Genomic DNA, 12,727 nt, shown 5'->3' with positions numbered 1-12,727 from the left:
CATGGAGCGGGTGCGCAATCGCCCCCGGCACCGGGTCCGGCGACGAGCAGCCGTGCGCACCTCCCGCCTGGTCGGCGTCAGGCTGCCCGCCGGCACACCGCCTCCTCCGCTGCTGAACCGCTACACCGGGCTGTCCGCCGTCCTGACGGGCGACACCGGCGCGTCGGCGAAGGGATCGGCTGACGGATCGGCGCCCCAGGCGGCGGCGCACAGGGCGCGGGAGAGTTCGTCGGCGTAGACGGCGGAGGCGAGCCAGGCGAGGGCGAAGCGGTCGGTGTCGGCGGGCAGGAGGCGGCCGAAGGGGTCGCGGCCGCGGTCGGCCGCTGCGCGGTGGAGGTCTTGCAGGAGGTCCGCGGCGGTCGGAAGGGCGGCGCGGCGCAGGCGCCGGGCGTCGGAGGCGGAGTTCGTGGGGAGGGCGAGCACACGGCGGCCGCCGGAGGCGGCTTGGTGGACGCGGCGGAGCAGCAGGTGGACGGGGGCCTCGTCGGGCGCCGCGGACGGCGGGAGCGGGAGCGGGACCGGGGGTTGGACCGCGGGGAGGTCGGCGCGCTGCAGGCGGTCGAGGCCGGTGTCCACGCGGGCCTCGGGGTCGGCGGGATGACTGGTGGCCAGCAGCAGCGCGCGCGGGTGCGGGGCCGGGTCGAGCCGGGCGATGACGCGCAGAGGGGTGCCCGGCGCACCCGCGAGCAGCCGCAGGTTGTCGCGGTGGGGCAGCGCGGGATGGTCGAGCGCGGCGGCGAGCCGGAGCGTCAGGCCGTCGCATTCGGCGAGCAGGCAGTCGCCGCCGGCCTCGCGGACGGTGCCCATGAGGGTGACGTCGAGGAAGAGCAGGCCGTCTCCGGTGGTGAGGGCGCGCACTGCCTGTTCGGCGACGGGCACCCGCCACAGGCGGTCCAGGGGTTCGGCCGTCCAGGCGGCGCCGGGGGCCCGTACGGCGCGGACGGCGGCTCCCGCGCCGAGCCTGCCGGTGGGCGAGACCGTCGCTCCGGACACCGCGAGGCCCGCGCGGGACAGTTCGCGGTGGCTGAGGGCGGTGTCGCCGATGCGCACGGCCCGGTCGGCGGCGCCCGTGGCACGGCCGGGGCCGCCGGGCGCGACGTCGGAGACGGTGTAGAGGCGGCCGTCGGCGTCCGCCGTCCAGGTGACGGCGCCCGCGTAGCCGCTCGCGGTGAGGACGGGCTCGGAGAACAGGCCGTACAGCCGCAGCGAGCCGTCCGGGGTGTACGGCTGTCGCGCGGTGCCGCGCACGGCGGCCAGTTCGGGACCGGTGGCGTACGGGACCCGGTGGGCGGTGCCGAGGAGTTCGCGCAGCGCGGCGACCAGGTCGGCGAGGCGGTGCCCGGGGTCGCCGGCGCGGGCGGCGCGCAGCCGGGTGACGACGGACACGGCCGCCGCGGCTGCGCGCGGCAGCCCGCTCAGCCGGGCCGAGTGCGCGGCCCGCAGCAGTTCGGCCTGGACGACGGCGCCGGAGCCGTCGATGCCCGCGTCGAGGACGGCGGCGCCCGCGGCGCGCAGGGCGTCGGCGGCGGCGTGTTGCTGCGGGGTGGCGTTCTCGGGCTCGGGCCCCGCCTCCCCGAGTGCCTGGGATGGGGCTCCTTCGGCGGTCGGCGCGGCTGCCTCGGCGACGGGTGCGGCCGAGGCGGCCGCGGCGCGGTGCAGGCAGTCGGGGGCGAGCAGGCAGCCGCAGCGCACGTCCTCCGCCCGGGTCACCGTGCCACCGGGGGCGTGCAGTTCCAGGTCGGTGTCGTCGTCCACGGCGATCCGCACGGTGTCGCCGTCGACGACGACCGGGCGGGCCGCGAGCTTGGCCACGCCGGCGTCGAGGCGCTTGCGCAGCCGGGGCGGCAGCGCCCCGACGAGTTCCGCGGTCACGGCCGGTGCGACCGGGGGGAGTTGCTGGCTCATGTGATCTTCTCCCCTACCCAGCGGGCGAGTTCGAGCGGGCTGAGGGCGGCGACGGGCATGCCCGCGGCGACGAGCTGTCCGGCGACGCCCGTGGAGTAACGGGGGCGCCCGGCGTCGTCCAGGCTGGCGCAGCCCAGGACGTGGCAGCCGGCGCCGACCAGGGCGCGGACCTCGGCCAGGAGGCCGCCGAGCGGATACCCCTCCTCGAAGTCGCTGACGACCACGACGAGGGTGCGCGAGGGCACGGTCACCAGTTCGCGGGCGTGCCGGAGCCCGGCGGCGATGTGGGTGCCGCCGCCGACGCTCACCTCCAGGAGGAGGGAGAGCGGGTCCGCCACGTGGTCGGTGAGGTCGATGACCTCGGTGGAGAACGCGAGGAAGTGCGTGGACAGGGTGGGCACCCCGGCCAGGACGGAGGCGGTGAGCGCGGCCCAGATCGTGGAGGCCTCCATGGACCCCGACACGTCGGTCACCAGGATCAGCCGCCAGTCCGCGGCCCGCTGGGCCCGGGCGCGGAACACCGGCCGCTCCGGGATCACCTGGACGGTGCCGTCGGGACCGCGGCGTGCGGTGGCCAGGTTGGCGCGCAGCGTACGGGCCAGGTCGAGGCCGCCCCCGGGGCGCCGGCTGGGGCGCGGGAGCGCGGTCCCGTGCAGCGCCGGGCGCAGCCGTGTGGCGAGTTGGCGGGTGAGGGCCTCGATCAGGCGCCGTACGAGGGGGCGCAGCGCGGCCAGCCGGGCCTCCGGCAGTCCGCCCGCGTGCCGCAGGACGGTGCGCAGCAGGTCGACGGAGGGGCGCACGCTGTCGGGGTCGAGTTCGGCCACCACGTCCTTGCGGCCGGACGCGGCGGCGGCCGCCAGCACCTCCTCGCGGATGCCGGGCCCGAACAGCGCCGCCAGTTCCTCGGACCACTCGCGCACCCCGGGGTAGGGCGCCTCGCGGCCACCACGGACACCGCTGGCCCCGCCGAGGTCGCCGCGGCTGCCCTCGCCCCGGCCGTTGCCGTACAGCTCGTCCAGCGCGGTGGCCAGGGCCCCGGCGGAAGGCGGCAGCCGGTCGCCTCGCCGGCCCAGCACGAGGCGCCACCGGTCGGCGGGCGCGAGGGTGCGGGCCGCGGCGGCGGGGGCCTCGCCCGGTGCGCCGGGGGTGGTGGCGGGCTGCTGCGTGCCCTGCGACGCCGCGTCGGCGGACCGTACGGGCGCGGTGCCTGCAGCACTGCCGGCGGACGATTCCAGGCCCGCGACCAGACCATCGCCGCGTACGGCCGCATCGGGGGTGGTGGCACCGTCCGGTGCATCCGGCGGCGCCGTGGCGGCGGGGCCGGCCGGGAACACCGTTGCCGCCGGGCCGGTGGGGCTCGAAGCGCTGTCGGCCGTTGGGGCCGCCTCGGGCGTCTCGTGAGAGAGCAGGCCGAGCCGGTCCAGGGTCGCGCGGGCGGCGAGGTCGGCGCGGGTCCAGGTCGCGAGGGCTACGGGGTCGACGCCTGCGGTGTCGGCGATGCCGTCGGCGTCCAGGCGTTCCTCGACGGCCGCAAGGAGACGGTCGCGGGCGGCCGGGCTGAGGGTGTCGAAGCCGCCGCGCAGGGCCGGGAGCCGTGACAGGAAGGCCTGGTCGGGCAGGTCGCGGACGCGGTCGAGCAGGGGTTCCAGGGCGGGGGCGGCCGCCTCGAGCAACGGGCCGGCCGCCGTCAGCAGCCCGGTCAGCCGGGCGGTGAGGGCGGCGCGGGAGTCGGGGTCGCCCGCCGCGTCGACCCAGGAGGCGACGCGGGCGCCGAGGGTCTCGGGCGCCTCGTGGCCGAGGAGGACCCGGACGGCACCTGCCGCCCCGCGCATCAGCGGGGAGCCGTCCGCGGCGAGCCGCGCGAGGGCGTCGGTGAGCCGGACGCCGCCCAGGAGGTCCGCGCGGTGGGCGAGTTCGAGCAGCGCGTGCGCGTCGGCGGGGTCCTCGGACCCGGTCAGGCCGTCGACCTGACGGACCGCCGCCGCGGTGAGCAGCTCGGCGACGGCGGTGGCGCGGGCGGCGCGGGCCTCGTCGGCGCCGAGGCCGGCGATGTGGCCGGCCCGGACGCGGTCCAGCAGGGCGAGTCCCGCGAGGAGTTCGGGGAGGGTGCCGGAGGCGGGGAGCACGTCGGCGGTCTCGGCGAGACGTTCCCCGGCGAGCCCGGGCAGGCCGCACTCCGCGGCCCGGGCCAGTCCGGCGAGGGTCTGCGCCGCGGTGGGGCCACCCTCGTCCGTCTCCTGGCGGCGGCGTTCGCGCAGCACGCCCTCGGCGGCCTGGGCGGCGGTGACGCCACGGACCCCGGCCGCGGTGAGCATGGCCGCGGTGGCGGGTGTCCAGCGGGCCTCCCAGCGGGTGGTGAGGCCCTCGGTGCCGGCCGCACCCGTGACGTCCTTCGGCTCGGCGTAGGGCACGCCGCACACCGACAGCCTGCGCAGCAGGAGTTCGCGGCGGCGGTCGAGATCGGAGCGCAGCGGATCCAGGCGCAGGTCCCGTGCCTCGGCCGGGGCGCCGGAGTCCGGACCGGGGGCGGGCAGGCCCAGTGCGGCCAGTTCCGCTTCGACGGCGGGGGCCAGGCCGCTGCGGGGCGCGTCCGGTGCGGGGCGTCCGCCGCGGGTGCCGACCAGCACCCGTTCCATGGCGCGTGCCACGGCCCGGCCGCGGCCGTACGGCTCGCCCTGGGCCAGCACGGTCTGCACCGCCTCCACGAGTTCCCCGCGGCCGGCCGCGGGCAGCCCGCGCAGCCGGGAGAGGTCACCGGCGAGCCGGCTGATCTCGCGCGCGTCGGCCGGGCCCGACGGGTGGCCCTGGGCGCGCAGTTCGGCGCAGATGCGGACGGCGGCTCGGGTGAGCGCCTCGTCGAGCGCGGCGGGGTCGCCGGCCGCCTCCAGCACCATGTGCTGCCACTCGGGGTCGCGGATGCCCGCCGGGTAGCCGGAGCGTTCGTCCAGCAGCGGGTACGCGTAGGGGATCAGGGAGGTCGTCCAGGTCGTGCCGCCCTCGGGTGCGGGCGCCGCGTCCGGGCCTTCCACGGGGGCGGTGCCCTCCGGCCACGCGTCGGCCGGGACCAGGGCGGGCGCGTGGAAGGCGCCGACGACGACGGCCGCGCGGCGGCCGTCCGCGGTGGCCTCGGTGATGCGGGCCCGCATCCACTGCTCGCGGCGCAGGTCGAGTCCGGGGACCCCCGCTCCCTCGGCGGCGTCCCGGCGCAGCGCCCATCCCGTCAGGAGGGCGGCACGGCGCAGCGCTTCGGGCGGTGAGCCCGGGGCGGCGGCCTCGACGAGGCGGTCCCACAGGTCGTCGCCGGGGCGGCCGGTGAGCCGGGCGCGCAGGGCCCCCTGCAGCCCGGGACCGGAGTCGCCCGGCGTGGCCGTCGTGCGTCCGGCGTCCCAGGCGCGGTCGGTGAGCGGCAGGTCGCAGGCGACGACGGGAACGCCGCGCCGCGCCGCCCAGCGGACCGCGGCGAGTTCGGGCGAGAAGTCGGCGAAGGGGTAGAAGGCGGGACCGCCGCCCCCGTCGCCGGGTGCGGCGGCGAGGGCGACGGGGGCCCGGGTGTCCTCGTGGGCGAGCCAGGGCAGCCACTCCTGCATCTCGCCGGGGAGTTCGACGAGCAGAACGTCGGGCTTCGCCCCGGCGAGCAGGGCGGGCAGCGCGGCCGCCAGCGAGGGGGCGTGGTGCCGTACGCCGACGAGGTAGGGCGCCGCCGGGTCGGTGAGGACCGTGACGGCCTCGTCCGGGGTGAGGGACACGGGCTCAGCCTTCCAGGACGGCGCGCAGCTCCCACAGGGTGCGCCAGGTCGGGGAGCCCTGCTCGGCGCGGCGCCGCACGGGGCCGTCCCAGTAGCCGAGCAGACGGGCGTCGTCGGCCGGGTCGTCCTTGCGCACGACGCCGAGGAGGTGGCCGGGCAGCAGGCCGAGCACGTCCCGGTCGCCGGGGAAGTACGCCGCGGCCAGGCCGAGCGCGCCGGCGACCGCGACGGCCTCCGCGGTGCTCATGACCGTGGAGGGCCGTTCGACCTCCCAGCCTTCGGCGGAGCGGCCTTCGCGCAGGTCGCGGAAGGCGGTGACGAGGGCTTCCAGGACGGCGTCGTCGACCTCGTAGGGGGCACCGGCCCGTTCGACGGCGGCGCGGGACTGGCTGCGCACGAGCGCCGTCTCGGCGTCGAGGTCGCCGATGGGTCCGACGGTCTCGAAGTTGAAGCGCCGTTTGAGGGCGGCGGACATCTCGGAGACGCCCTTGTCGCGGAGGTTGGCGGTGGCGATCAGGTTGAAGCCGGGCGCCGCGTGCGCCAGGGCGTCGTCGCCGCCCGCGAGTTCGGGGACGGCGATGCGGCGTTCGGAGAGCAGGGAGACCAGGGAGTCCTGCACCTCGGGCAGGCAGCGGGTGACCTCCTCGACGCGGGCGATGGCGCCGCGCGACATGGCGGTGAGCACGGGTGAGGGGACGAGCGCCTGCCGGCTGGGGCCCTGGGCGAGCAGCAGGGCGTAGTTCCAGCCGTACTTGAGCTGGTCCTCGGTGGTGCCGGCGGTGCCCTGGACGACGAGCCCGCTGGTGCCGCAGATCGCGGCCGACAGCAGCTCGGAGAGCATCGACTTGGCGGTGCCGGGCTCGCCGACGAGGAGCAGGCCTCGTTCCCCGGCGAGGGTGACGACGCACCGCTCCACCAGGGCGCGGTCGCCGACGAACTTCCCTTCGACGACGAGGCGGCGCGGTACGCCCTCGGGGACCTCGGCGTCGTCGGGCAGGCGCAGGGCCTGGCCGTCGCTGCCCATCACGAAGGTGACGACGGCACGCGGGGTGAGCCGCCAGGCGGGCGGACGTGGTCCGCCGTCGTGGGCGGCGAGGAAGGCGAGTTCGGTGGCGTACCGGTCCTCGGGCGGGGTGATCTGCCGCGCGACGGGGACGGGGGCGGTGGTGGTCATCGGCGGCGGCCCTTCCGGGTGGCACGGGTGGTGAGTTCTTCGAAGCCGGGGGCGTCGCCGGCGCGGACGCGTTCCCAGGCGCGGGCGAACAGCTCGGGCACGGGCAGCAGCGGCACGACGCGGGCGTGGTCGCGGACCGGGTAGAGGCCTTCCTTCCAGGTCTCCACGGGAAGGGCGGGCGCCTTGAGGTCGCGCCAGCCGCAGGGCAGGAAGAGGGTGCGGCCGGCTCGGGGACGCTTGGCCTCGACGACGAGGCCGGTCGCGGCCAGCTCGGCGCGGGCCTTCTTCATCCGGGCGGGCTTCCAGTCCGTCCAGCGGGCGCAGTTGCGGTCCGTGGGGTCGGGCAGGGCGAGCAACTGGAGGTAGAGCGCGGCGGTGTCCTCGCCCAGGCCGTGGGCCGCGGCGACCTCGGCGACCAGGGCGGGCACGGAGACCGTGGGGTCCTGGGCGTGACCGGCGGGTGCGCCGGGCGCACCGCCCGCCGCGACGGCGCGGGCGAGGTCGTCGCCGAGCACGGCGCGCAGCGCCTGGATGCCGCCGCCCCGGAGGCCGACGAGGCCCTCGACGAGGCCGAGGACGGGGTCCTCGGAACCGGTCAGCCCGGCCGGGCGGACGAGCACCGTCTCGGTGTCGCCGTACCAGGGCCGGAGCACGAGCGCGTCGCCCGCGTGGGTCAGGCCGTGGGGGTCGGCGCCGCCGGCTGCGGGCAGCCCGTACGCCGTGCGGATCCGGACGGCGGTGGGGCCGCCCTTCTCCGTCCAGGCGATGTCGAGGTCGACCAGCAGTCCCGGGTCGGCGATCCGCCGCCGCAGCGCCGCCAGGCCCTCGGGGAGGGCGGCGCGCAGCGGATGCCCGTACGGCAGTCCGTAGGCGAGCCCGGCGAGCACGGCGACGGCACCGGTGATGTCGTGCCGGCTGGGCAGGGCCGAGGGGTCGGCGGGGACGAGGTTGCCGTCCTTGTCGGGGCGTTGCACGGTGGTGCGGCTCAGCCAGGGCGTCAGTGCGGGGTTGAGCACGGCCTCGGCGGACGCGGTGGTGACTCCGGCGAGTTCGGCGGCGACGTCCTCCGGCAGGCGGACGACGGAGCCGAGGCGCTGCCCCCACACGCGGCCGGCGGCGGCGGTGTCGGGGCCGCTGCCCCACAGGTCGGCGGGGTCGTCGGGCAGCAGGGCCCCGAGGACGGCCGCGTGGTCGTCCTCGGAGAGGGAGCTCAGCAGGCCCTCGCCGAGGCCCTTCTGGCGTGCTTTCAGGTCGATGCGGGCGAGGGTTTCGGCGTCCGGGTCCTGCGGCCGCCCGGCGAGCAGCAGGGTCGCCTGGACGGGACCGAGGCCGCCGCGGGTCGCCGCCGCGAGCGCGGCAGGGGCGTCGGGGCGCCAGGGCGTGGGGCCCTTGTCGCGGATGAGGCGGCTGACGGCGGTGAGCCGCTCGGCGGGGAAGACCGGCGTACGGTCCGTCTCGTCCTCCAGGGTGAAGTGGGCGACGGCGCCGAACGCCCCGGTGGGGTCGTGGTCGAGGGCGAGCCAGTGGACGCGGTCGCGGTCGCCGTCGACGCTCTGGCAGCCCAGGATCACGACGGTGCGCCCGTCCTTGCGCAGGACCTGGCCGGCGCGCCGCTGCTTCCCGTGCTTCTCCACGAGGACGATCTCGCGGAGTCCGCTCCCGGGCACCGCCAGCGGGCCCTCGGTGATCGCGTCGAAGAGCAGCAGGAGGGCCTCGCGTGCGGCCTGCGTGATGGCGGGCGACGCCGCCCGGTAGGCCAGCGGCCGCAGCGCGGACAGGGCGGGCAGCCACCCCAGGCCCATGCCGGGGACGGTGTGTTCGTCGCTGTGCCAGCCGTCGCCCGGGTCACCCAGTTCCGCCCGGTCGGGCAGCGGCTTGCCCTCTGCCGCCTTGCCGGACAGGACGTGGTTGACCGCCCGGATCTGCTGCAGGGCACTCCACTGGGGGCTGCTGCTCCACCAGTGGCCGCTCCGGCCCGCGATGCCGTCCAGGGCGGTGCGCAGGGTGCCGTCGTCACCGTGCGGCGGCTTGTGGTCGGCGAACATGTCCTGGGTGCGCGGGAGCGACTGCCGCGGCTTGTCGGTGGGCGGGGCGACGAAGGAGGCGACGGACTCGGCGTGGCGCAGCGTGCCCCGGACGAGGGCGGTGACGCCGATGAGCAGCCGCTCGTCCGTGAGGGCCGGCAGGGCGGCGGCGACGGCGGCCCGCGCGACGGTCTCCGCGGACGGACCGGTGTACTTCTTCGTCCTGTTCACCTCGGCCTGATGCTCCGCCAGGGCGTGGGCGGCGGCGCGCAGCGTTTCGGCGGCCTGCTCGTCGGTGAGGGCGCGCAGCACCGCAGAGGCCCCCTCGTCGCGGGGGCGCAGGGCGTGCCAGTACGCGAGCGGCGGTACGTAGCGGGTGCCGGCGGCGAACTCGCCGCCCTGCTCGGTGAGCGTCACGCTGCCCAGCTCGTCGTCGCAGGTGACGTCGCCCGCCGCGTACAGCGACACCTTCTGGTGGGTGAGCGCGACGACGGGCTCGGCCCCGCCGGGCAGCCGCAGTGCGCCGAGCGGTACGCGGCGTGCCCACCCCTGCTTGCGGGTGGGGAGGGCGACGGTACGGCCGTCCGGGGTGCCGGCGACGGTGCGGGACCCGCCGCCCTCGCCCTCAATGCGGACCCAGCGGCCGAGGACGGTGCCATCGGTGCCGAAGGGGCTCCGCTCGAGCCCGGGTTGCAGCGGCAGGACCTCGCAGTCCTCCTGGCTGAGCCGTGCGCCGTCGAGGATGCCGGAGCGGAGGAAGGCGGGCAGCGAGGCGCGTCCGTGGGTGCCGGAGGCCGGGTCGTACTCCATCCACACCTCGTGGCGGCCCTGCTTGCCCTGGCGCCAGAGCGCGGTGCCGTCGCCGAGGACGGGGCGGCCGGCCGGCAGCAGGGTGTCTCCGGCGTGCAGGGTGCGGCCGCCGGTGGCGCGGCCGCCGCCGGGCAGCGGGATGGACGGGGCGGCGATGTGGCCGTGCCACCAGTGCGGGAGCTGTTCGCCGCCGAGGGTGAACACCTCGGCGGGCCGGGCGGACCAGTAGCCGAGCTGCTTGTCGTCCTGCCGCCACATGACGAGGAGTTCACCGTCGGCCCAGCGGAAGTGGGGGCGGTTCCAGCGGTCGAGTTCGACGGGGATGCGCAGGTCGTGGTCGAGCAGCACTTTGTCGGGCCCGACGACGACGGCCTTGTCCCCGCGGGCGAGGATCAGCGCGGGCCAGGCCTCGGCGACGGCCAGGGCGTGGTCCCTGTTCTTGGCGACCGCGGCGTCGAGCAGGCGCAGGCCCTCGTCGAGCGCGGGCCAGCCCAGTTCGTCGAGGATGCCCTCGCGCAGCGTCCGGCCGAGCAGCGGTGCGATCTCCTGCGCGGCGACCCGGGCCATGGCCTGCGGGTTGACCCGGGCCGCGACGGAACGGAACGGGCGCAGCCGGCTGATGGCGCTGCGGGCGGCGGGCAGGCCCGTGGCACGGGTGAACTGCGCGGCGGCCTCCTCCAGCCATGCGTGCAGGACGTCGCCGAGCACGGGGTGGCCTGCCAGGGCCTCCAGCACGCCGGCCAGTCCGCGGTCCTCGCCGAGGCTGCCGACGGCCTTGTGCAGCAGGGGGCGCAAGCGCGGGTCGGCACCGGTGGCGACGAGGTCGCGGCGGGCCGGGTCGGCGGTCTCCAGCCAGCGGTGGAGCGGCAGGTGCACGGTCACGTCCTCGGCGGGGACGGTCAGCGGCACACGCTCGGCGGCGCACAGGTCGAGCAGGTCGAGTTCGGCGCCGTGGTGCCAGCGGCCCGTGAAGAGGTCGACGGGCCTGCCGTCGGCCCGCAGCCGGGGCGCCATGCGGCTGACGAGGTCGAGGGTGGCCGCGGAGCGTTCGGGGGCGCTGGAGCCGTGCTTGCGGTGGCTCGCCCAGCGGCTGAGCCAGTCGGCCGCGTCGACGGCCCGCGAGGCCTCCCCCGCCTCGCCGGTGAGCAGGGTGTCGGCACCGGTCTCGACGAGCAGGGCGAGCCAGAACTCGTCGCCCTCGGCGTCGCGGCCGAGTCCGGCCGGCATGATCTCCAGCAGCCGTGCCCGGACGGCCGGTTCGCGCTCGGCGAGGACGGCGAGGGTGGCGCGGTAGGCGGTCCAGAAGGAACCGGGGGCACGGACGACGGCGGGCGAGGCGACGAGGTCGGCGACGAGGGCGCACTCCTCGGTGACCCGGTCGAGGCCCGCTGCCTTGATCAGGCTGCGGGCGTCCTGCGGCAGGGACGCGTACGGGGGCATCCCGGCGGCGCAGCGCTCCACCGTCAGCTGCCGGAACTGCCGCCAGGCCTCGGCGGGGTCCAGCCGCCGTGCGAGGTCCTTGACGTGCTCCTTGAGGGCCTTGACGGTGAGGGCGCCGGCGAAGGCGAACTCCAGGAAGACGGCGCGCTGGCGGTCCTCGTCGACGGTGAGGCCGTGGACGCGCTCGGCGGCACGGGCCTTGCCGAAGAAGGCGGCGGCGTACGTGGTGTTCTCGTGCTGGAGGAAGACGCGCGCCGCCTGCTCGTGGAAGGTGGGCAGGAAGTGCGGTACCGCGCGGCCCAGACGCTCGGCGAGCGTGTCGAAGCCGTCCTTGGCGGCGCCGGCGCGGGACTTGGCCATCCGGGCGAGCCGCTCGACGTCCTTGACCAGGGCGAGCGCGTGGTGGCCGTTGGCCGGGTCGTTGACCAGGGCCCAGGCGGGGAACCCGAGGGTCTCCCGGCGGACCTGGCCGACCTCGGGGGCCTCGTCCTCGCGGGTCAGGCCGAGGAAGTCCAGGGCCAGGTCCTCGGCCTCACCGAGGGTGCCGGGCACGAGGCGGACGACGCGGCGGTCGTCCAGAACGGGGTGGGTGTAGGTGCGGACGGTGAGCGTGTCGGCGTCCTCGCGGGTGCTGGTGCCGGGCGGCAGCACGGCGCCCGCGTCGAGCAGCGCGGCCGTGGTGGTGGGGTCGTACGCGGTCATGCCGCCTGCTCCTCGTCCTCGATGTCGCGTCCCGCGTAGAGCGCGGCCGCCATGCGCATGCCCTCCGACCAGGCGACGGCGCCGACCTGGGCGAAGGTCAGGGTCTTCCCGGCGGTGTCGGTCCAGGACAGGGATCCGGTCTCGGTCTCGCTCCAGCCGTCGTAGTCACCGATCCAGATGCGGGCCTCGACGGCGCGGCCGTCCTCCAGAACGGGGCAGACGCTGTGCCCGCCGCGCACGCGGTAGCCCAGCGAGGTGGCGCGGCCGGCCAGGAAGCGCAGCTCCTTGAAGGTGCCGCCCGCGTACTCCTCGACGAGCGTGCCCTCGGGGTCGAGCCCGGCGGGCCGTCGCCACACCTCGCGGAAGAGCTGCTGCGCCGTCTGCTCCACGCCCAGCTCGACGGCGAACTCCCGCAGCTCCTCCAGGTCGTCGAGAAGCACGGGGTGCGGGATGCGGACCATGTCCGGGGCGATGCGCACGGTGTCGCCGTCGAGGTCGACCAGGCCGAGGCCGCGCTCGGTGTCGGCGTCCCGCAGGAAGCCGGCGACCTGACCGTCCTCCCCGGCGACGACGAGGTCGCGCAGGGCCGCCTGCCACGCCGGGTCGGGCCACACGCGGCCGATCACAGCGAGGGGCACGGGCAGCGAACGCACCATCCAGCGCTCGACGTCGGCCAGGCACCGGCGTTCGTGCCGTTCCAGCCATTCGGCGAGCTGCCGCAGTCCCGTCACCGCCGGGTCGTCCGCCAGCTTGGCCGGCACCGACTTCAGCCGGCGGCCGGCCGCGTTGCGGCACACGACCTTCCCTTCGTGGAGGGCGACTTCGTAGTCGCCCGCCGTGACCCACCCCATGCGTGCCTCCCTGCAACGCCGTGATCAAGTGACCGGAACACTAGGCGAGGCCACCGACAACGCCCCCCGTCACCC

Annotated in this window: 5 protein-coding genes; all 5 read right to left on the bottom strand. The window is 77.0% G+C overall.

Translation table 11 applies throughout. The annotated features are described in order from the left end of the window. Positions 1-120: 120 nt before the first annotated feature. From ACFYYN_RS36740 to ACFYYN_RS36720, 5 genes are read right to left on the bottom strand one after another with little or no spacing between them, the layout of a single operon-like run. Positions 121-1,905 carry a hypothetical protein gene (locus ACFYYN_RS36740; protein WP_500549192.1) on the bottom strand — a complete coding sequence of 595 codons (1,785 nt, stop codon included), beginning with the start codon at positions 1,903-1,905 and terminating at the stop codon, positions 121-123. Further along, entirely contained in the window at positions 1,902-5,651 is a 3,750-nt protein-coding gene (locus ACFYYN_RS36735) for a DUF5682 family protein (RefSeq protein WP_500549191.1), read from the bottom strand. Before ACFYYN_RS36735 ends, ACFYYN_RS36740 begins: the two co-directional genes overlap by 4 nt. Before the next feature lie 4 nt (positions 5,652-5,655). Further along, complete coding sequence (locus ACFYYN_RS36730; protein WP_500549190.1) at positions 5,656-6,825, bottom strand: ATP-binding protein; 1,170 nt, start codon at positions 6,823-6,825, stop codon at positions 5,656-5,658. Then, entirely contained in the window at positions 6,822-11,801 is a 4,980-nt protein-coding gene (locus ACFYYN_RS36725) for a hypothetical protein (RefSeq protein ID WP_500549189.1), read from the bottom strand. Before ACFYYN_RS36725 ends, ACFYYN_RS36730 begins: the two co-directional genes overlap by 4 nt. Further along, a complete protein-coding gene (locus ACFYYN_RS36720; protein WP_500549188.1) occupies positions 11,798-12,652 on the bottom strand; it encodes a DUF4132 domain-containing protein in 855 nt (284 codons plus the stop codon). Before ACFYYN_RS36720 ends, ACFYYN_RS36725 begins: the two co-directional genes overlap by 4 nt. Positions 12,653-12,727: the final 75 nt, after the last annotated feature.

The sequence above is a fragment of the Streptomyces sp. NPDC001902 genome, assembly GCF_042891295.1.
Taxonomy (GTDB): Bacteria; Actinomycetota; Actinomycetes; order Streptomycetales; family Streptomycetaceae; genus Actinacidiphila.
Note: the sequence above shows the minus strand (reverse complement) of the source record. Positions and strands in the feature narration are given on the sequence as shown.